Origin of the sequence: uncultured Microbacterium sp., from assembly GCF_947632095.1 — a bacterium.
Lineage (GTDB): Bacteria > Actinomycetota > Actinomycetes > Actinomycetales > Microbacteriaceae > Microbacterium.
Map to the genome: position 1 here is coordinate 15,274 of NZ_CANROA010000011.1, position 20,439 is coordinate 35,712.

18 protein-coding genes are annotated in these 20,439 nt (G+C 68.1%); 5 read left to right on the forward strand and 13 right to left on the reverse strand.

From position 1 onward, the window contains the following. Positions 1 to 6 precede the first annotated feature (6 nt). Genes tsaE through Q0Z66_RS05025 form a run of 3 tightly spaced genes read right to left on the reverse strand, consistent with a single transcriptional unit; the run spans position 7 to position 1,954 of the window. Positions 7 to 492 carry a tRNA (adenosine(37)-N6)-threonylcarbamoyltransferase complex ATPase subunit type 1 TsaE gene (tsaE, locus tag Q0Z66_RS05015; protein WP_298038481.1) on the reverse strand — a complete coding sequence of 162 codons (486 nt, stop codon included), beginning with the start codon at positions 490 to 492 and terminating at the stop codon, positions 7 to 9. Next, entirely contained in the window at positions 489 to 1,598 is a 1,110-nt protein-coding gene (alr, locus tag Q0Z66_RS05020) for an alanine racemase (RefSeq protein ID WP_298038483.1), read from the reverse strand. The genes tsaE and alr overlap by 4 nt, the downstream gene beginning before the upstream one ends. Next, on the reverse strand, positions 1,595 to 1,954 hold the full coding sequence (locus Q0Z66_RS05025) for a holo-ACP synthase (protein ID WP_298038485.1): 360 nt from the start codon (positions 1,952 to 1,954) through the stop codon (positions 1,595 to 1,597). Before Q0Z66_RS05025 ends, alr begins: the two co-directional genes overlap by 4 nt. A 296-nt stretch (positions 1,955 to 2,250) precedes the next feature. Between Q0Z66_RS05025 and Q0Z66_RS05030 the strand changes: the two genes are divergently transcribed. After that, positions 2,251 to 3,084: a DUF559 domain-containing protein gene (locus Q0Z66_RS05030; protein ID WP_298038488.1), complete on the forward strand. Its 834-nt coding sequence runs from the start codon at positions 2,251 to 2,253 to the stop codon at positions 3,082 to 3,084. Between the two features lie 102 nt (positions 3,085 to 3,186). On the opposite strand, the gene glmS is transcribed toward Q0Z66_RS05030, so the two are convergent. Both glmS and coaA read right to left on the reverse strand, forming a co-directional pair. Continuing rightward, entirely contained in the window at positions 3,187 to 5,028 is a 1,842-nt protein-coding gene (glmS, locus tag Q0Z66_RS05035; protein WP_298038490.1) for a glutamine--fructose-6-phosphate transaminase (isomerizing), read from the reverse strand. 90 nt (positions 5,029 to 5,118) lie between these two features. Continuing rightward, a complete protein-coding gene (gene coaA / locus Q0Z66_RS05040; protein ID WP_298038491.1) occupies positions 5,119 to 6,087 on the reverse strand; it encodes a type I pantothenate kinase in 969 nt (322 codons plus the stop codon). Positions 6,088 to 6,104: 17 nt separating this feature from the next. Here coaA and Q0Z66_RS05045 point away from each other — a divergent pair, with 17 nt between their 5' ends. Further along, on the forward strand, positions 6,105 to 7,046 hold the full coding sequence (locus Q0Z66_RS05045) for a Ppx/GppA family phosphatase (protein ID WP_298038493.1): 942 nt from the start codon (positions 6,105 to 6,107) through the stop codon (positions 7,044 to 7,046). A gap of 103 nt (positions 7,047 to 7,149) precedes the next feature. Here the strand turns inward: Q0Z66_RS05045 and glmM are convergent, their stop codons facing one another. From glmM to Q0Z66_RS05070, 5 genes are all read right to left on the reverse strand, one after another. Then, on the reverse strand, positions 7,150 to 8,508 hold the full coding sequence (gene glmM / locus Q0Z66_RS05050) for a phosphoglucosamine mutase (RefSeq protein WP_298038495.1): 1,359 nt from the start codon (positions 8,506 to 8,508) through the stop codon (positions 7,150 to 7,152). 14 nt (positions 8,509 to 8,522) lie between these two features. Continuing rightward, positions 8,523 to 9,008, reverse strand: coding sequence for a 30S ribosomal protein S9 (gene rpsI / locus Q0Z66_RS05055; protein ID WP_298038498.1), 486 nt, complete (start codon positions 9,006 to 9,008; stop codon positions 8,523 to 8,525). A gap of 29 nt (positions 9,009 to 9,037) precedes the next feature. Next, positions 9,038 to 9,484, reverse strand: coding sequence for a 50S ribosomal protein L13 (gene rplM, locus Q0Z66_RS05060; protein ID WP_298038499.1), 447 nt, complete (start codon positions 9,482 to 9,484; stop codon positions 9,038 to 9,040). Between the two features lie 237 nt (positions 9,485 to 9,721). After that, positions 9,722 to 12,607 (reverse strand): LPXTG cell wall anchor domain-containing protein, encoded by a 2,886-nt coding sequence (locus tag Q0Z66_RS05065; protein ID WP_298038501.1) that lies wholly within the window; start codon positions 12,605 to 12,607, stop codon positions 9,722 to 9,724. Between the two features lie 214 nt (positions 12,608 to 12,821). Then, positions 12,822 to 14,711: an acyltransferase family protein gene (locus Q0Z66_RS05070; RefSeq protein WP_298038502.1), complete on the reverse strand. Its 1,890-nt coding sequence runs from the start codon at positions 14,709 to 14,711 to the stop codon at positions 12,822 to 12,824. 65 nt (positions 14,712 to 14,776) lie between these two features. On the opposite strand from Q0Z66_RS05070, the gene truA reads away from it, so the two are divergent. Both truA and Q0Z66_RS05080 read left to right on the forward strand, forming a co-directional pair. Beyond that, on the forward strand, positions 14,777 to 15,619 hold the full coding sequence (gene truA / locus Q0Z66_RS05075; protein WP_298038504.1) for a tRNA pseudouridine(38-40) synthase TruA: 843 nt from the start codon (positions 14,777 to 14,779) through the stop codon (positions 15,617 to 15,619). Between the two features lie 57 nt (positions 15,620 to 15,676). Beyond that, positions 15,677 to 16,357 carry an endonuclease/exonuclease/phosphatase family protein gene (locus tag Q0Z66_RS05080; RefSeq protein ID WP_298038506.1) on the forward strand — a complete coding sequence of 227 codons (681 nt, stop codon included), beginning with the start codon at positions 15,677 to 15,679 and terminating at the stop codon, positions 16,355 to 16,357. Between the two features lie 7 nt (positions 16,358 to 16,364). Here the strand turns inward: Q0Z66_RS05080 and Q0Z66_RS05085 are convergent, their stop codons facing one another. From Q0Z66_RS05085 to Q0Z66_RS05095, 3 genes are read right to left on the reverse strand one after another with little or no spacing between them, the layout of a single operon-like run. Further along, positions 16,365 to 17,042 carry a methionine ABC transporter permease gene (locus Q0Z66_RS05085; RefSeq protein WP_298038508.1) on the reverse strand — a complete coding sequence of 226 codons (678 nt, stop codon included), beginning with the start codon at positions 17,040 to 17,042 and terminating at the stop codon, positions 16,365 to 16,367. After that, the gene (locus Q0Z66_RS05090; RefSeq protein WP_298038510.1) at positions 17,039 to 18,073 is read right to left on the reverse strand and encodes a methionine ABC transporter ATP-binding protein; all 1,035 of its coding nucleotides are present in this window, start codon (positions 18,071 to 18,073) and stop codon (positions 17,039 to 17,041) included. The genes Q0Z66_RS05085 and Q0Z66_RS05090 overlap by 4 nt, the downstream gene beginning before the upstream one ends. 20 nt (positions 18,074 to 18,093) lie before the next feature. Next, the gene (locus Q0Z66_RS05095) at positions 18,094 to 18,993 is read right to left on the reverse strand and encodes a MetQ/NlpA family ABC transporter substrate-binding protein (protein ID WP_298038513.1); all 900 of its coding nucleotides are present in this window, start codon (positions 18,991 to 18,993) and stop codon (positions 18,094 to 18,096) included. A 90-nt stretch (positions 18,994 to 19,083) separates the two neighbouring features. Between Q0Z66_RS05095 and Q0Z66_RS05100 the strand changes: the two genes are divergently transcribed. After that, a complete protein-coding gene (locus tag Q0Z66_RS05100; protein WP_298038515.1) occupies positions 19,084 to 20,391 on the forward strand; it encodes a M20/M25/M40 family metallo-hydrolase in 1,308 nt (435 codons plus the stop codon). Positions 20,392 to 20,439: the final 48 nt, after the last annotated feature.

Sequence of the window (20,439 nt, forward strand, 5' to 3'; positions counted from 1 at the left end):
GCGCGCTTAGAGTCCGACGTGCTGCACCGTCACGACGCGGGGTGCGTCGGCATCCAGATCCTCATCCGCGACGCCATCATCGGCGCGCCCGACCGGACGCTCCAGCTCGATGTCCCACCACGAATCGGCGATCGCCGAAGCCATCTCACGACCCCATTCGACCACCACGACCGACCCGGACAGATCGACATCGAGGTCGTCGAGCTCCGCGGCCGAGCCCAACCGGTAGGCGTCGACGTGCACCAGCGGCGCGCCCCCGACGAGCGAAGGATGCGTGCGCGCGATCACGAACGTCGGACTCTGCACCGGGCCGCGCACTCCCAGCCCTTCGGCGAGCCCACGCGTGAACGTCGTCTTCCCCGCGCCGAGCGGCCCGGTGAGCACCAGCAGATCACCCGCCGTGAGCTGCTCTCCGATCAGGAAGCCCAGACGCTCCATCTCCTCCGACGTCGCGATCTCGCGCCGACCGAGAAAAGCAGGATCCACGCTCATACGCCCCTCCTCGGAACACGGTTGCCGATGCGCGTCACGATCTCGTAGTTGATGGTGTCCGCAGCATCCGCCCACTGCGTCGCCGCCGGAGCGCCGAGCGTCGGATCACCGAAGAGCACGACCTCGTCACCGACCGCTACCGGGGCGTCTCCCACATCGATGACGAACTGATCCATCGCGATGCGGCCCGCGACCGTGAACCGGCGGCCATTGATCATCACCGGCCCCGTGCCCGACGCTTGGCGCGGGATGCCATCCGCGTAGCCCAGCGGCACCAGAGCCAGCGTGGTCTCCTCCGCCGTGCGATGCGTGTAGCCGTAGGAGATCCCGGCACCGGCCGGGACCCGGCGCACCGCGGCGACCGCGGCACGCAGCGTCATGGCCGGGCGCAACCCCAGATCCGACGAGGAGCGCCGATCGAACGGGGACAGCCCGTACAGCCCCAGACCGATGCGCACGGCGTCGAGCCGCGCCTCCGGCAGATCGATCGCCGCCCCCGTCGCGGCGATGTGCCGGATCTCGGGGTGAACCCCCTGCGCCGCCGCCGCGGCGACTCCCCGCTCGAACACGGCGAGCGCCGCACGGTCATCCTCGAGCGACGTCGTCGACAGGTGGCTGAAGATCCCGACGATGCGGATGCGGCCGATGCGCTCCAGACGTGCAGCCTCAGCGAACACCCGCATCCAATCATTCGGCGCGACCCCGTTGCGCGAAAGACCCGTCTCGAGCTTGATGTGCACCCCGATCGTCGTCGCTGCGCGGGCTGCCGCGGCATCCACCGCCATGAGCTGATCGAACGACGAGATGCCGACCTCGATGTTCATCGCCGCGGCCGTGTCGAACGTCTCATCCGGCGCATGCAGCCACGCCAGGATCGGCGCGGTGATCCCCTGCAGGCGCAGATCGATCGCCTCCGGGATCTCGGCGACGCCGAGGCGCGTCGCCCCGCCCGAGAGCGCGGCCACCGCGACGGAGGCCGCGCCATGACCATAGGCGTTGGCCTTCACGACCGCGATCACCTCGACGCCCGTCAGCCTGTGCAGGTGACGGGTGTTGTCGGCGACTGCTTCGAGGTCGATGCGTGCTTCGCGGAACGGGGCGGTCACAGCGGATTCCCTTCGGCGACGACGAAGGCCGTGGCGAGCCCGGCGTCGTGCGAGATGGTCAGGTGGAGGTTCATGATGCCCCGGTCTCGAACGACCGCGGCCGTCGTGCCCGACAGGCGGAAGTGCGGTTTACCGGACTCCTCCGAGGCGATCTCGATCTCGGTCCAGTGCACGCCGTCCGAGCCGCCGAGGGCCTTAATCAGCGCTTCCTTCGCGGCGTAGCGGGCCGCGAGCGACGCGAGCTTCAGAGTCCGCTCCGACGGGGCGAAGAGCCTCTGCATCAACCGCGGGGTGCGGGCCATGGTCTGCTCGAACCGCGGTATATCGACGAGGTCGATGCCTGTCCCGATGATCACCCTTCCAGCCTACTCGCGTGCTGTACGGGACCCCGGGTCGGCGCCTTCTGCTCTCCGTCCTGCCGCCTGCTCTCCCACCCCGCCCGTCTTGCCGATACTCGCCCGCTCGGGCCGCGGACACTTGTCAGTCGAAATGACGGATGCCGGGGCATCCTGCCCATCCCGACCGACAAGTGTCGGATCCGCTGACAAGTGTCCGGGCGGAGCCGGGGTCACTCGTTCTGCACAATCGCAATCGCGACTGCCCGGCTGTGGATCATCGCAACCGGAGCCCCGGCCTCGGCGAGTATCGCAGCATGTTCACCCCCGCCGCGCTGCTTGCGCACTTCGACGGCATCGCCCGAGGATCGCTTCTCCAAAAATACGGATGCACGCGCCAGCAGCTCGCCGATGCGGCGACCGCCGGAAGCATCCTCCGTATCCGCACCGGTGTCTATGCCCTGCCCGCCGTCGATGACGCCATCCGGACCGCCGCGGCCCATGGCGGCGAGCTCACCTGCGCTGCTGCCCTTCGCGCGCGCGGTGTCTGGGTGCTGCCCGATCCGGATGCCATGGTGCATGTCTGGATGGGGACGGCCGCCCGGCGTCACCCGCACTCTGGCTGCTTCTGCGTGGCCCATTACGGAGATGGACCCGCCGGAATTGGCATCGCGTCCGCCGCCACCGCGCTGATATCCGCTTTTCGATGTCTGTCCGGCGAAGCTTTCTTCGCCGCCTACGAATCCGCCTGGAACCTCCGTCTGGTGTCCGCGTCTGATCGCCGGCGGATCCGCCAGGCCCTCCCGAGATCAGCGCACTGGGTCCTGAACCTGGCGCGCGCGGATGCCGGGAGCGGCCTCGAGTCGGTGCTCCGGTTCCGTTTGCATCTTCTGGGACTCGTGCTCGATTCCCAGGTCGAGATTGGCGGCGTCGGCCGGGTGGACTTCGTCGTCGGCGGTCGGCTGATCATCGAGGTCGATGGTGCGCTGAACCACCGCGGTGCGGAACGCCGTCACCGCGACCTCGTCCGAGACGCCGAAGCATCCGCCCGCGGATACGAGACGCTGCGCTTCGACTACGCGCTCCTGCTGCACGACTGGCCACGGGTCGCCGCCGCCATCATCGCGGCGCTGGGGCGCGCTCTGGCTTAGCTCGGGCCGCGGACACTTGTCAGTCGAAATGACGGATGCCGGGGCATCCTGCCCATCCCGACCGACAAGTGTCGGATCCGCTGACATGTGTCGGTGTCCGGGTCACTCGACCGTGACGGACTTCGCGAGGTTGCGCGGCTGGTCGACGTCGAGGCCCTTCGCGGTGGCGAGCGCCATCGCGAAGATCTGCAGCGGCACGACGTTGAGCACCGGCTCGAACAGGGCTCCCGCCAGCGGAATGCGGATCACCTCGTCGGCGAACGGCAGCACCGCGGCATCCCCCTCTTCGGCGATCGCGATCACACGGGCGCCGCGCGCGCGGATCTCCTGGATGTTCGAGACGACCTTGGAGTGGATGAGCGCCGAGTGCCGCGGCGACGGCAGGAGCACGAACACCGGCTGTCCGGGCTCGATCAGGGCGATCGGGCCGTGCTTGAGCTCACCCGCGGCGAAGCCCTCGGCGTGGATGTACGAGATCTCCTTGAGCTTGAGCGCGCCCTCGAGCGCGATCGGGTATCCGACGTGACGGCCGAGGAACAGCACCGAGCGGGTGTCGGCCATCCAGCCGGCCAGCTGCGAGACGTGCTCGCTCTCCTCCTCGAGCACGCGGGCGATCTTCGCGGGGAGCTCGGTCAGCTCCGCGACCGCGGTCTCATCGGCCAGCGTCCGGCGCACGCGGCCCATGTGCAGGCCGAGCAGCAGCAGTGCGGTGATCTGAGCCGAGAATGCCTTGGTGGACGCCACGGCGACCTCGGGGCCGGCGTGCGTGTAGACGACGGCATCCGATTCGCGCGGGATCGTCGCGCCCTGCGTGTTGCAGACCGACAGGGTGCGGGCGCCGCGCTCGCGGGCGTACTTGACGGCCATCAGCGTGTCCATCGTCTCGCCGGACTGGCTGATCGAGATGACGAGCGTGTCGTCGCCGATGACGGGGTCACGGTAGCGGAACTCGTGCGCGAGCTCGACATCGGTGGCGATGCGCGCCCACTGCTCGATCGCGTATTTGCCGACGAGGGCTGCATAGGATGCCGTTCCGCAGGCCGTGATGATCACACGGTTGATGCCGAGGAACAGATCGTCGAGCCCGTCGAGCTCGGGGATCACGACGGCTCCCTCGTGAACCCGCCCGCGGATCGTGTTGGCGACGGCCTCGGGCTGCTCCGCGACCTCCTTCGCCATGAAGGACGGCCAGCCGCCCTTCTCGGCGGCGGCGGCGTCCCAGGAGACGTCGAAGGGCTCCGCTTCGACCGGGACTCCGGAGAAATCCGTCACCGTGACGGCGGTGGGGGTGATCGCGACGATCTGGTCCTGACCGATCGCGAGGGCCTTGCGCGTGTGCTCGATGAACGCCGCGACGTCGGAGCCAAGGAAGTTCTCCCCCTCGCCGAGGCCGATGACCAGGGGCGAGTTGCGCCGGGCCGCGACGACGAGCCCCGGGTGGTCCTCGTGCATGGCGAGGAGCGTGAAGGCACCCTCGAGACGGTTGACGACAGCGCGGAACGCGGCCTGCAGGTCACCGGTGCGCGTGTACTCCCGCCCGAGGAGGGCCGCGGCCACCTCGGTGTCGGTCTCGCTGAGGAAGACGACGCCGTCGGCGAGCAGCTCTTCGCGCAGCGCCGAGAAGTTCTCGATGATGCCGTTGTGGATCACCGCGAGCTTGCCGTCATCGGCGAGGTGGGGGTGCGCGTTCAGATCCGTGGGGCCGCCGTGCGTCGCCCAGCGGGTGTGGCCGATGCCGGTCATGCCGTCGCCGAGCGGCGATTCGGCGAGCGAATCGCGCAGCGCATTGAGCTTGCCGGCCTTCTTGCGCATCCCGAGCTGGCCGGTGTCGTCGATGACGGCGACTCCCGCCGAGTCGTACCCGCGGTACTCGAGGCGGGCGAGTCCGGCGATCAGGATGTCCTGGCTGGGGCGAGGGCCCACGTATCCGACGATTCCACACATAACGTCCAGAATAAACGCCGCATTTTGCAAGGATTCCGAACGAAATACTGCGCACTACGCCCGCTTCACGACGCGCCGTCGGGCCTCGGATCAGAGCTTGCGCAGCAGGACGCTCTCGACGTTGTGATCACTGCCCTTGTTGAGCACGAGGGAGGCGCGGTGCTTGGTCGGCATGACGTTCTCGACGAGGTTCGGCATGTTGATGTCGTTCCAATATCCGAGGGCTGCGGTGCGGGCCTCATCGTCCGTCAGGTGCGCGAACACGTTGAAGTAGGACGAGGGGTTCGTGAACGCCCCCTGGCGCAGCGCCAGGAACCGCGACACGTACCAGTTCTCGATATGAGAGGTATCGGCGTCGACGAACACCGAGAAGTCGAACAGATCGCTGACCGCCACATCGTTCGGGGCCGGCGGCGGCTGCAGCACGTTGAGCCCCTCGACGATCACGACATCGGGGCGGCGGACCACGACGTGCGCATCCGGGATGATGTCGTACCGCATGTGCGAATAGAAGGGCGCCCGGACCTCCGGAACGCCGGATTTGACCGCGGTCAGGAATTCGATCAGCGCGCGCCGATCGTAGGATTCCGGGAAGCCCTTGCGCTCCATGAGCCCGCGCCGCTCGAGCTCGGCATTGGAATAGAGGAAGCCGTCGGTCGTGACGAGCTCGACCCGCGGGGTTCCCGGCCAACGGCTCATGAGCTCGCGCAGCAGACGCGCGATCGTCGACTTCCCGACCGCCACGGAGCCCGCCACCCCCACGACGAAGGGCGTCGTCGCGTCGTCCTCATCGAGGAAGCTGCTGGTGGCTGCTCCGAGCTGCTTGGTCGCCGTCGCGTACAGGCTCAGCAGTCGGCTCAGCGGCAGATAGACCTCCTGCACCTCTGTGAGGTCGAGTCGGTCTCCGATGCCCCGGATCTCCACTAACTCCGTCTCGCTCAGCGGCTGGTCCAGGCCCGCGGCGAGGCGCGCCCATTCCGCCCGCCCGATCTCACGGTAGGGCGAGAGGGGCAGCGCGGCGTCGACGGAGGTCACGGCATCCATCGTAATGGCGCGCATGCGCGTAGTCTCGTTCCGTGCGACTCGGAATCCTCGACATCGGCTCCAACACCGTCCATCTGCTCACGGCGCAGGCGCGTCCCGGCGGGCGCCCGCACGCGACGACGAGCGACCGCACGGTCGTGCGACTCATGCGGTTCCTGACCCCCGAGGGCGCCATCAGCGAGGAGGGCATCCGCGCCCTCGAAGCGGCAGTCTCCCGCGCACGCGCCGCCGCCGAGGCCGAGCGGGTCGAGACGCTGCTCGCGACCGCCACGAGCGCCGTGCGCGATGCCGTCAACGGCGACGAGGTGATCGCCCGCATCGAGGCAGCCCTCGGCCAGCCCCTGCAGGTGCTCACCGGTGTGCAGGAGGCGGAGTTGACCTTCCTCGCGGTGCGCCGGTGGTTCGGGTGGGATGCCGGGCGCATCCTTCTGCTCGACATCGGCGGCGGCTCGTTCGAGTTCTCCGCCGGCGAGGACGAGACCCCGGAGATCGCCGAATCCGTCGCCCTCGGCGCCGGACGCATGACGATCGAATACCTGCCCCAGGACCCTCCCGGCGAGGATGCGGTCGCGAACCTGCGCGCTCACGCCCGTGCGACGCTCGCCCCCGTCGTCGCGAAGCTCAACGCCCTCCCCCGCCCGGACCACATCATCGGCTCATCCAAGGCCATCCGGTCGCTCGCGAACCTGGCCGGGCGCGAGGTCTCCGGGCTCGGATTCGACCGCACCGTGATGTCGCGCTCCGCGTTGAAATCCTGGATCCCTCGGCTCGCCCGCATCCCGGCATCCGCCCGCCAGGAGCTTCCCGGGATCACCCCCGACCGCACCTTCCAGATCGTCGCGGCCGCGGTATCGCTGCACACCGCGATGAAGATGCTCGACCTCGACGAGCTCGAGGTGTCGCCCTGGGCGCTGCGCGAGGGCGTTCTCGTGCGCTACACCGAGTCGATGAGCTGGGGCGGCGTCGGGATCTGAGACTCCGCATCGAAGCCGGAAACACGAATCGGGCGAGACCGTTCGGCCGGAATCATCCGACCGGGCGATGTCGCCCGATATCTGCGTGTGACGGTGCCGCGTGTCAGAGCGCCAGCCGGTCGCGGACGACGTCGGCGAGCTTCTCGGCATACGACTGCGCGGACTCGGCATCCGCCGCTTCGACCATGACCCGCACGAGCGGCTCGGTGCCGGACTTGCGCAGCAGCACGCGACCGGTCTCGCCCAGCTCGGCTTCAACCGACGCGACCGCGCTCTGCACGCCCTCGTCGTCGGCGACGCGATCCTTGTCGACCCCGCGCACGTTGATGAGCACCTGCGGGTAGACGGTCATGACGGACGCGAGCTCGGCGAGCGTCTTCTTCTGCCGCGCCATCTCGGCGACCAGGTGGAGGCCCGAGAGCAGGCCGTCTCCGGTCGTCGCGAACTCGCTCATGATGACATGGCCGGACTGCTCGCCGCCGAGCGAGTATCCGCCCGCATTCATGTCTTCGAGCACGTAGCGGTCGCCGACGGCCGTCTGACGCACGGCGATGCCGTGCTCCTTCATGGCCATGTGCAGACCGAGGTTGCTCATGACGGTCGCGACGAGCGTGTCGTCGGCGAGGTGGCCGCGCTCCTTCATCGCCACGGCGAGGACGGCCATGATCTGGTCGCCGTCGATCGTGTTACCGTCGGCGTCGACCGCCAGGCAGCGGTCGGCGTCGCCGTCGTGCGCGATGCCGACGTCGGCGCCCAACCGGACCACGGCCTCGGCGAGGTTGTCGAGGTGGGTCGATCCGACACCGTCGTTGATGTTGATGCCATCGGGCTCAGCACCGATGACGGTGACCTCTGCGCCCGCGGTGCGGAACGTCTCGGGTGAGACACCGGATGCCGCGCCGTGCGCGCAGTCGAGGACGACGTGGATGCCGTCGAGGGAATGCGGCAACGAGCCGAGCAGATGCAGCTTGTAGCGATCCTCGGCGTCCGAGAAACGCTGGATGCGTCCGACGCCCTCACCGGTGGGGAGCAGCATGTCGCCGCTCATCGCGGCTTCGATTCGCGCCTCGACCTCGTCGGGGAGCTTCACGCCGCCACGGGCGAAGATCTTGATGCCGTTATCCGGCGCCGGGTTGTGCGACGCGGAGACCATCACGCCGAAATCTGCGTCGTGATCGGCGACGAGGAAGGCCAGGGCCGGAGTCGGGATGACACCGGCATCGAGGACATCGACGCCGGATGCGGCCAGTCCCGCCGAAACGGCGGCGACCAGGAATTCTCCGGAGATCCGCGGGTCGCGGGCGACGACGGCGGAAAGCCGCTTTCCCTCGGCCTTGCGTGCCTCTGCAGTACGGCCCTGGCCCAGGACGACAGCAGTCGCCTGGGCCAGGGTGAGCGCGAGATCGGCGGTGAGGATGCCATTGGCAAGTCCTCGCACGCCGTCCGTGCCGAAAAGCGGCATGGTCCCGCTGGACCTTAACGCTTCGAGTACTGAGGCGCCTTGCGGGCCTTCTTGAGTCCGGCCTTCTTGCGCTCCTTGATGCGCGCGTCGCGCGAGAGGAAGCCGGCCTTCTTCAGGGTCGGGCGGTTGTTCTCGACGTCGATCTCGTTGAGCGCACGGGCGATGCCCAGGCGCAGCGCGCCGGCCTGGCCCGAGTCGCCGCCGCCCGAGATGCGGGCGATGACGTCGTATGCGCCGGCGAGGTTGAGCGCCGTGAACGGGTCGTTGATCAGCTGCTGGTGCAGCTTGTTCGGGAAGTAGTCCTCGAGCGCACGGCCGTTGACCGTGACGACGCCCGAGCCGGGGATGACGCGCACGCGGGCGATGGCCTGCTTGCGACGACCCACGGCCGCACCCGAGACGTTGAGGACGGGGCGGGGAGCCGCCTCGGTCGCCGCGGTCTCCGGGGTGGAGGTCGAGTAGTTCTGAGGGGTTTCGATGGTGTCCTGAGTGTCAGCCACGAGAGTGTCCTTAGTGATCTTTGCGGCGCTTACTGGGCGACCTGGTCGAGGGTGTAGGTCTGGGGCTGCTGAGCGGAGTGCGGGTGCTCAGCGCCGGTGTACACCTTGAGCTTGGACAGCTGCTGGCGGCCGAGGCTGTTCTTGGGGAGCATGCCGCGGACGGCCTTCTCGACAGCGCGGACCGGGTTCTTCTCGAGCAGCTCGGCGTAGGAGACGGCCGTCAGACCACCCGGGTAGCCCGAGTGACGGTAAGCCATCTTCTTCTGCAGCTTCTGTCCCGTGAGCGCGACCTTGTCGGCGTTCACGATGACGACGAAGTCGCCGCTGTCGATGTGGTTGGAGAAGGTGGGCTTGTGCTTGCCGCGCAGGAGCGCTGCAGCGTGCGAGGCGAGGCGGCCGAGGACGACATCGGTTGCGTCGATGACGACCCAGTCACGCTGGACCTGCCCGGCCTTCGGGGAGTAAGTGCGCGTCACGATAGTGCTGCTTTCTTGTTCGAACGGAGGAGTTCGTGAATCCCACTCCGGGGGGTTCTGGCCCGCAGATGCTGAGAAGAACTCGGCTTCTGCGGGGAACACGCCAGTGGAGGGCTCACGTTCGCGGCACTCGGCAGTCGAGTACCAAAGTGATAGCTTACGCCATCTGCGCCCACACGGCAAAACGCGCCTCGGGAGCATCACAGGGCGATGTTCCCGAGGCGCGTTCCGCGGGGGTCAGTTGGAGCGGATCCGGCGCACAGCCATCAGTGCGATGCCCATGAGCAGCGCGAACAGGCCTCCGCCGATCAGCAGCCACGGCGTATCGGAGCCCGTCGTGGCGAGATCCTCGTCACCGGCTTCGACGGCTTCGGGCTCTTCAGCAGAGCCGTCATCCGAGACGTCCGGGTTCTCAGTGGGAATCTCCGGCTCCTCAGTGGGAACCTCGGGGTCCTCAGTGGGATCCTCCGGCTCCTCAGTGGGAACCTCGGGGTCCTCACCGGGGACCTCGGGGTCCTCACCGGGGACCTCGGGATCCTCACCCGGGATGATCGTCGCCGAGGACCCTGCCGCGGTGTTCACGACGCCGATGCCCGGCTCGAAGTCGTCGAGGCGCACCTTGAAGTTGACCGAGAGGGGGGTTGTGGTGTCGAGCACCGTGCCCGGGGACTGCTGAATCGTCAACGTCCCGTTCTCGGCGTCCCAGTCGGCCCGGAGGTTCCCACCCATCTCGAGCTGTGCGGCGCGCGTCGACTCCTCATCGATCACTCCGGTCTCGAGGTCGCCATCGGACACGAACCCGAGGAACTCCATCCCCTCCGGCAGGACGTCCTCGACGGCGTAGATCTCCACACCGTTGTATCCGCCGTGCGGGCGCAGCTGGATTCGGTAGATGAACTCGTCCTCGAGGAGGTCCCCCTCCTCGTCCAGTTCAACGCGCATCTCGTCGGTCCAGCTCCCTGCATCGTACAGGGCCTTAGCGACCTCCATCTCGGCACCGTACGAAGTGGCGTATCCGGTGGCCTGGGAAGTCCAGAACTCGACGATCTCGTCCGTGCCGTACAGGTTGGCCGTGTTGACGAAGTCGAGGGTCTCCTTGCCCTCGACCGGGTTGGTCGGGATCTCCAGACGCAGCGTCATGGCCGCCCTGGGGTTAGCCTCCGCGCCCATTGCCCCCACCAGGTTCGCGTTGGGCTCGATGACGAGGTTCCCCTCGGCATCGAGGGAGACATCGAACATCTCCGGCGCGAGCGTCACGGCGCCGAAGGTGCCGCTGATGCTCGCCGCAATCTGGTCAAGAGTGTTCTCAGTGACATCGAAGACCGAGTGATCGATGATATCGACGAGGCGCGACTTGGTGACGTCGAGTCGGTCCTGTCCGGTGGTGAACACGAACGGCACGAGACCGACGCCGGTCGCGGGATCGATCTTCGTCTCTTCCGAGCCGACCGACTTGCCGAACGCCGCACGGTCATCGAGCCCGTTGCTGAGATCCTTCTGCACGTAGAGCGCCTGCGTCGTGGTCGACCTGTTCGAGTTGACCTGCGCGCCGGGCTGGTACGTGAAGTAACCGATATTGACCGGCCCGTCGTAGAGCGTCTCGGCGGGGGTGAACTCGCTCGGGTTCGACACCGCGGGGATGCCGGCGACGCTGATGATCTGCGCCTTGACGTCGATGACGTCGGTCGCCGTCGCGTCCTGGCCGACGTTGATGCGCAGTTTCTGACCGTCGAGGGTGAAGGTGCCCACATACTCGTTGCCGCGGAAGTCCGCGTCGGAGATGCCGTCCGCGGCACGGGTGATCACGGCGCCGCTCCGGGTGGTGAGGAAGTCCGCGTCCTCCGCGAGCCAGATGCTCTGCGTGGCGAGGGTATCCGTCATCACGAAGTTGTCGGTCAGAGCGTGCTCATCGCCGCCGTATCCGGCGAACGGCCGCAGGTCGTACTTGAGGGAGTAGGTGATGTCGAGCGGCGTCACCAGATTCCCTGCGTCATCGACCTCGATCTTCGTGTAGCTCTGAGCACTGCTCGGACGCAGGCTGCTGGTCTTTCCGAACACGCCGCTGAGGTTGGGGCCGCCCGTGCCGCCCACGACGCGTTCCTGCAACGTCAGCGTGGCGACGGCATCCTCCGAGCCCGTGACCCGGGCCGTGTTGTCCAGATCGAGCGTGAAGGTTCCGCCGGCTTCGGGAAGCGCATCCGCCTTGGCTTGCAGGTCTGCGACCAGATCGTCCGTGCGGTCGAGGTCGAGCTTCGCCTGATAGGTGATCGTCACGCGCGAGTTCGCGGGAAGATCGACGTCGTCGAAGACGAATCCGCCGCCGGATGCCACCGGCGTCGCAGCGAGCGGGGTGTCCGTCTTGTTGAGGCCGTTCGCATCCCAGGTCGTGACGGTCGCCGCGATGGAACCGAGGTCGACGACGAGGAACTCGTCGGGAATATCGGCGATCTGGATGCCCTGCCGGGCCTCGAGACTATCGATCGAGATGATGTAGTCGACGCGGGCATCTTCGACGCCCGCCTTCAGGGAGATGACGCCCCGGCTGCTGAGCAGGTAGCTCTGAAGCGAGTTCGAGGCGACACCCTTCGTTACCGCGGACCCGAGATCGGGCCGCTGCTCGTCGTCGCCCGCAAGCAGGATGACGTTGTTCGTGTGCGGAGTGCCGTCGACATTCCAGGTGAGATCTGCGGGGCCGGAGCCGGTCTCCGGTTCATCGACGACGTAGTCGAATCGCAGGATGCCCTGGCTGAGCTGCCCGCTGCTCTTGAAGGTGATCTGGAGGACTCCGTCGACGATCTCGATTGAGTCGATGGATTCGTTGCCCGCAGGAACGTTCGGAATCCGAACCCCCTCCGGAATCGCGATCTCGGCGACGGCACCGGATGCGACATTATCCGGGTACTGGAAGGTGAACGTGTACGGCGTCTCGCCGTCCGCGTCCACGATCTGGCCATCGGTGACGCCGGTGGTCACTCGTACGCCCGGCACAGCGGCACCGGCGGTTGCGGGAAGCGCGATGAGACCGGCGACGGCCAGCACCATGGCCAGCACCGCTCCGATCCACGTGCGCAGGGTGCGGGTTCCTCCTCGTGGAGAGTGGACGCGCAAAGATTGTTCGTACATACTCTTCTTTCTCAAGGCGATGGAATGCACGCCGGACGGCGGCACACGTCATCGGGGCAAATCCGCCTCCCCGCGGGTGAAATCACCATGGGGGTTGGGGGTGGCGGCTGAGGTGTCCATGAGCGCAGATTGGGGAGGGGCGCGAAAACATCCCCGATGCATAGCAGACGTTCCTGATCGTCGACACGCCCGGAATCCAGACCCCCGGTTCGGCTCACTCCGGGAACGGCACGCGCGGCGCCCGTCCGGAAGGGGCCAGCTCCAGCCTCTCTTCGGCCCGGATGCGCTCGCGCTCCATGGCTTCGAAGGCTCCGTGCACCGTTTCGGCGAAGACGTCGCCGCCGGCCGTGCCGGGGTGGATGCCGTCGTCGGCGAGCAGACTCTCCTGCGCCCCGATCGCCGCGTCCCAGTCGGCGATCCCGACCCCGGGGCGTCCTCGCGCGAACGAGGACAGTTCGGCGTTGACACCGGGGATCCACTCGCGGGGAGCATGCGCGTTCACCAGCACCAGAGTCCGGTCGCGCCCGATGATCTGCGCCATCTCCTGGAGCACGGATCGCTCGACGGGGCCGTTCGTGCCGAGTGCGACGACGACGTTCTCTCGCAGCTCGCCGCGATCGGCCATCGCCCGCAGGATCTCGGGGCCGGCCCAGACGGAGCGGGAGACCTCGGCTTCGACGGCGATGCCCGGGAACCGCTCCATGAGCGAGGGCGCGGAGGCGAGCATGACGGAGTCACCGATCGCGGTGATCTGCTCCCCCGCGGGCACCGCGATCGGTGCAGGGTCCTCGGCCGCCGGCAACGGGTCGTCGTCCTCCGCGGGGGCATCCTCCACCGCCTGCGCGCCGCGGTCGATCGCGGCGGCGGCCGACGTTACCCGTGGTGCCGTCGCGATCGATGCGGCCGTGCCCGCGAGCATGACTGCGGCTATCGTCACGGCGGCGAGTCCGGTCATCCGTGCCTTCGGCGTTCCCGCCATGCGCCGGCGGAGGATCCCGAACGACCCGCGGAAGCCGTGCCGACGCAGCGGCTGCTCGACGTACCGGTACGACAGCTCCGCGGCTGCGAGCGAGATGGCCAGGGCAACGGAGCCTGCCAGCGGCGGCACCCCGCCCTCCGGCCCGAAGCCCCGCGTGGCGACGAGGACGAGTACCAGCACGGGCCAGTGCCAGAGGTAGATGCCGTAGGAGCGGTCGCCGATCCACTTCAGCGGCGCGGCATCCAATGCCCTCCCGAACCACGATCCCGGCCCGATGCCGGCGACGATCGCGAGCGCCGACCCCGCGGAGGCCATCAGCAGCGCACCGGGGAAGGTCGCGGCATCCGGGGTCTCGGCGCGCAGCGCCGCCAGCACGATCAGGCCGACCCCGGCGAGGCCGACGAGCAAAGACCCCGCGCGGGCCTTTCGCGTGCGCATCCACGAGCGATCCGGCACGCCCGTCATCACGAAGGCCAGGGCGATGCCGAGGAGAATTCCGAACGCATGCGAGCCGGTGCCGAAATAGGCGCGGGTGACGTCGCCGTCGGCGACAAGCGCGGCCATCCACACGGCCGAGCCGGCGCCGAGCAGGAGAACAAGGGCGATCCGGGACCAGCGGCCTGGGATGAGCATGATCAGCGGCAGCAGCAGCGGCCAGACGAGGTAGAACTGCTCCTCGACGGCGAGGGACCAGAAGTTGCGGAACAGTTCCGGCGCGGTCGCCGCGAAGTAGTCCGAGTCATCAGCGATCGCCAGCCAGTTGTAGCTGAATGTCGCGGAGCCCAGAACCTGGCGGCCCATGCCGACGAGGACGTCGCCGCCGATCACCCATGCTGCGGTGGCGCAGACCGTGACGACGACGGCGAGCGCCGGCAGCAGGCGGCGAGCGCGTCGCCGCCAGAAGTCGACCAATCTCCGCCTCGACCCCAGAGCCCCCGCGCGCGATGGCCGCAGCAGAAGCGAGGTGATGAGGAATCCGCTGATCACGAAGAAGACGTCGACGCCGACGAAACCACCGCGCAGGGGCGAGCCCGGGAACAGGTGATAGACGAGCACGAGGACGACGGCGATCGCACGCAGGCCGTCGAGGCCCGCGAAACGCGCAGGGGAATTCTGGCTGGTCATCGTCATGGAAGAGGGTCGCACCGGTCAGGACGCAGGGTGCAAAGCCGCCAGTCTAGGCTTATCGGGTGAGGATCAGGCTGGATATCGCCTATGACGGGACGAACTTCCGCGGGTGGGCGGCGCAACCGGGACTGCGCACGGTGCAGGGCACGCTCGAAGCGGCCCTCGCGCGCATCGTCGGCTCCGATGTGCGCTTCGTCGTCGCCGGGCGCACGGATGCCGGGGTGCATGCCTCCGGCCAGGTCGCGCACGTCGATCTCGACGAGGCGCAGTGGGCGCGCATCACCTCGCGGCACGGCCGCGCGGCCGAGGACCCTGCGGGAACGATCGCTCATCGCATGCGCGGCGTGTTGGGCTCGTACCCCGATGTCACGGTGCATCGCAGCTCGGTGGCGGACGACGGCTTCGACGCCCGGTTCTCGGCGGTCTGGCGGCGCTACCGTTACCGGCTCGGCGACGATGCCTCCGGTTATGACCCCGCCCGCCGGCTCGACACCACGCGGATCCGCGGCGATCTGGACGTCGAGGCGATGGATGCCGCGGCACGCTCCCTCATCGGCCTGCATGACTTCGCGGCGTACTGCAAGCCGCGCGATGAGGGAACGACGATCCGCACACTGCTGGACTACCGGTGGCGGCGCGACGATGAGGGGGTGCTCATCGCCGAGGTGAAGGCCGATGCGTTCTGCCACAGCATGGTGCGCGCGCTCGTGGGTGCGTGCGCCGCGGTCGGACAGGAGCGCCTGGACGTCTCGGATCTCGTCGTGCTGCGGGATGCCCTCGCACGAACGAGCGCTTTCCCTGTGCTCGCGGCCCGCGGCCTGACGCTCACCGAGGTCGGTTACCCGGCTGTCGATCTGCTCGGTGCCCGCGCCGAGCAGACGCGTGCGCGCCGCGACAGCGAGTGACGCGGGGCTGCGCTTCTCGCACCCCGCTCCCCGCCGAGACGCACTAGCCTGGGCGGGATGAAGGTCATCTCGTACAACCTGCGCAAGCATCGTGCTGCGACCGAGCTCGAGAAGCTCGCGGCCGAGCATGCTCCGGACGTGCTCTGCCTTCAGGAGTGCGATGTGTCGGCGCTGCCCGAGGAGATCGGCGGGCTCGTACTCGCCGATGCCACCCAGGGCAACCGTCTGGGGCTCGCCGTGTACTTCCGGGCGAACACGTTCCAGCTGCAGCAGATCCGCACGTTCGGGCTGAAGAAGTCGTTGCACGACCGGGTGCTGCGGCCCGCGCATGAGCGCGTGCTGGGTGTGCGCCTACGTGATATCGACGACGGCGGAGAGCTCATCATCGCCTCGTTCCATGCGGCGCCCCTCACGGCCCTGAACTCCCTGCGTCGCAATCAGATCCGCGCCGCGCTGAGCGAGCTGGAGACCATGGGCCCGGGCCGGCCCATCCTCATGGTCGGCGACTACAACTATCCGGTGTTCAAGGAGAACCTCAGCCAGAATGTGCGCGAGCACGGATACACGCTGACGCTCAGTGACGACCGCACCTACACGCGCTACCGGGTGTTCAAGGGGCACTACGACTTCGCTACCTCCGACGGCTTCACGATCGACAGCATCCAGACCCTGCCTCAGCGTTCGAGCGATCATCGCCCGATCCTCATCACGGCGGCCGTCGCCGGCACCCGCTGGTAGAGCTCCCCTAACGGCGCAGTACGCGCTGGGCGAGCCAGTTGCCGAGGAGCTGCCCGACCTGCACGATGACGATGACGATCGCGACTGTGACCCAGGTGACCTGCTGGTCGAACTGCTGGTATCCGTAGATGATCGCGAAGTTGCCGAGCCCGCCGCCGCCGATGTAGCCGGCCATGGCGGACATGTCGACGACCGCGATGAACATGAACGTGTAGCCGAGGATCAGCGGCGCCAGCGCCTCGGGGATCACGACGCCGAACAGCACGGCGACGCGCTTCGCGCCGATGGCGAGGGCCGCTTCGACGACGCCCGGATCGACGGCGACGAGGTTCTGCTCGACGACGCGGCCGATCACGACGGCCGCCATGATCGTCATCGGCACGATCGCCGCCTCGGTTCCGAGGGTCGTTCCGGCGATGACCTTCGTCAGCGGGCCGACGGCGGTCAGGAAGATGATGAACGGAATCGGCCGCACGAGGTTGATGACGATGTTGACCGTGTGGAACACGGCACGGTTGCCGAACAGGTTGCCGGGTCGCGTCGCATAGAGCACGGCGCCGATCAGCAGCCCTGCGATCCCGCCGATGAGGAGGGTGACGACGACCATGTAGATCGTCTCCTGGATCGATTCCAGGAGCACCGGGGTGAGCGAGCCCCAGTCGGCGCCCGGGCGCACGCCGCTCATGCGGCAGCCTCGGCTGCGAGCCGCTGCACCGCGGTGCGTTCGGAGAGCTCCGCGACGACCGCGGTCACCGCATCCGCTTCGGCGTGAACCCGGTACGTGAGGGTGCCGAGCTGACGACCGCGGATATCGGTGACGCCGCCGAAGACGACGGAGCGACGGATGCCGTGCTTCTCGAAGATGGCATCGACGTCCTCGCTCGTGAACTCGTTCACGTCGACGCTGAGGAGTGCGCCTCCGCCGGAGAGGAGCGCGTCGCGGGTATCCCCCGTCGGGACTCCCTGGGTCACGGCCCTCACGAACCGCTCGGTGAGTGCTGCGCGGGGGTGCGCGAAGACGCGGTAGGTGTCGCCGCTGTCGACGACGCGGCCGCCCTCCATCACGATCACCTGGTCGCACAGCTCGTGCACGACGGAGATCTGGTGGGTGATGACGACGATCGTGATCCCCAGCGTGCGGTTGATCTCCCGCAGCAGAGACAGGACCTCGGCGGTCGTCTGCGGGTCGAGCGCGCTGGTGGCCTCGTCGGCGAGGAGCAGCTCGGGGTTCGTCGCGATGGCACGCGCGATTCCCAGCCGCTGCTTCTGCCCGCCCGACAGGGAACGCGGGTAGCGGTCGGCCTTGTCCCCGATGCCGACGAAGTCGAGCAGCTCGGTGACGCGCGCCGCGATGTCGGCCTTCTTCCACCCGGCCACGCGCAGCGGATAGGCGACGTTGCCGCGCACGGTGCGCGAGGCGAAGAGGTTGAACTGCTGGAAGATCATCCCGATCCGACCGCGCAGAGCGCGCAGCTCCCCCTCGGAGGCGCGGCCGATATCGGCGCCCAGCGCCGTCACCGTCCCGGCGGTGGGCTTCTCGAGGCCGTTGATGAGGCGCACGAGCGTGGACTTGCCGGCGCCGGAGTACCCGATCACTCCGACGATGGACCCGCGCTCGACGGAGAGGTCGACTCCGTCGAGCGCGGTGACTGCGGGCCCTCGGCCTGCGGCCGGGAACGTCTTCGAGACGTTCTCGAAGGTGAGGATGCCGGTCATGGGCTCGTCGTCCTCGGCGGTTACTTGATCGCCGCCAGCTTCTCCTGCAGGTCGGTGAGCTCGGCCTGCAGATCGGCGACGCTCCAGTCCTGTGTGAAGACGAGGTTGCCGTCGTTCAATTCGGTGACGGATGCCTGGACCTGGGCCGAGTGGTAGGCCTCGAGCACCTTCGCCCACCGCGGGTCGTCGGCGTTGTCGGCGGTGACGGCGAAGATGTTGATGTACGGGGCGAGCGCCGGGTCGTCGACGTCCTCCTTGTAGATCATCTCGTCGTCGCCGAGTCCGCCCTTCTGCGCCTGCGTGTTGTTGATGATCGCAGCATCCGCGCTGCCGTCCTTCAGCGCCGTGACCGTCTGGTTCGGGTCGACGGGGAAGATCTCCACGGAGCTTTCGACGATGTCCGCCTGGGAGGAGTACGCGTTGCCGCCGTCGGCGAGCTCGAGCAGGCCGACGGCCTGCAGGTTCAGCAGCCCGCGCGAGAGGTTGGTCGCGTCGTTGGGGATGGCGATGGTCGCCCCCGCGGGGATCTCGTCTGCTGAGGCGTACTTCTCGGAGTACAGGCCCAGCGGGTAGACGGCCGTCGCTCCGGCCGGGACGAGCGTGCCGTTGTTGCTGACGTTGAAGTCGGCGAGGTAGATGAGGTGCTGGAACAGGTTGATGTCGGCGTCGCCGTTCTGCACCGCCTGGTTCAGCTGAACGCCGTCGGTGATCGTGCGAACCTCGAGCTCGATGCCGTCGTCCGCGAGGATGTCCTTCATCAGCGTCCAGTGCGCTTCGACGCCGTCGTTCGCGACGAGCACGATCCGGTCGGAGTCGGCGTCGCCGCCTGCACCTGCGCACGCCGTCATCGACAGTGCCAGAGCACCGGTTGCCAGGATGCCGACGACGGACAGGAGCTTCTTCACACGGGAGTTGTTCACGAGAGCGAGTGAACCACGCCGCGCTCCCCCGCCGTGGGGATTCGGTAACGGCGCGTAATCTCCTCACGCGGACGCGCCTACTCTGGGGGTGTGACTCATCTCGAAGAAGAGGCCGTCGACTTCGTCCGCGCCCTGATCCGCATCGACAGCGTCAACACCGGGGACATCGCTACCATCGGCGATGGCGAGACGCGCGCCGCACGCTACGTGCAGGCAGCGCTCGAGGAGGTCGGTCTCTCGACGGTCTTCGTCGAGCCGCTTCCGGGCCGCGGCAGCGTGATCTCCCGTATCGCCGGCTCGGATCCGGATGCCGGAGCGCTCATCGTCCATGCCCACCTGGATGTCGTTCCCGTGCAGGCCGAGGACTGGACGCATGATCCCTTCGGCGCGGAGATCGTGGACGGGCTGCTCTACGGACGCGGCGCCGTCGACATGAAGGACTTCGCCGGTGTCATCCTCGCGGTGGCCCGCCACCTCGCGCGCGAGGGGATCCGGCCGCAGCGCGACCTCATCTTCGCGTTCCTCGCGGATGAGGAGAGCGGCGGCGTCTGGGGCGCGTCCTGGCTCGTCGACAACCGGCCCGAGCTGTTCGCGGGCGCGACCGAGGCGATCAGCGAGGTCGGCGGGTTCTCCGTGCCGCTCGCGCAGGATCGCCGCGCCTACCTTCTGGCGACGGCGGAGAAGGGCGTCGGAGGGGCTCGGCTGACGGCCCGAGGCGCCGCCGGACATGCGTCCCGCCCCCTGCCGAGCGACGCTGTCCCCCGCCTGGCCGGCGCCGTGGCACGGATCGGCGCGCACCGGTTCCCCGTCGTGCGCACGCCGGCGCTGGCTCGTTTCCTCGAGGCGTTCGGCGAGGCCCGTGGGACGACGTTCACGGATGAGGATCTGGATGCCGAACTGGACGAGCTCGGTTTCGTCGGGCGCGTGATCGGTGCGGCTGCGCGGAACACGGCCGCGCCGACGGTTCTGGATGCCGGCGGAAAGATCAACATCATCCCGGGTGACGCATCGGCGCTTCTCGATCTGCGTTCGTTGCCGGAGGGCGCGGACGCTCTGCGGGACGGGATCATCGACCTTGCGGGTGATGGCGTCGAGGTCGAGTGGCTGCGGATGATCCCGCCGATCGCAGCACCGTTGGAGGGGCCTCTGGTGGATGCTGTCACGGCGGCGATCGCGGCGGAGGATCCGGAGGGCGTGGTCGTGCCCTACTTGCTTCCGGCCTCCACCGATAACAAGCATTTCTCGCGGCTGGGCGTGCACGGATACGGTTTCGTGCCGCTGCGCGTGCCGGATGATTTCGATGTGTACGGGCAGTTCCACGCGGTCGATGAATGCGTGCCGGTGGAGTCCCTGCGCTTCAGCGCGCGTGTGACGCTCGACATTGTGCTGCGGGCCTAGGAATACCCCCCGGGGGTATCCTGTTGTCGTTGGTGAACGCCCCGCGTT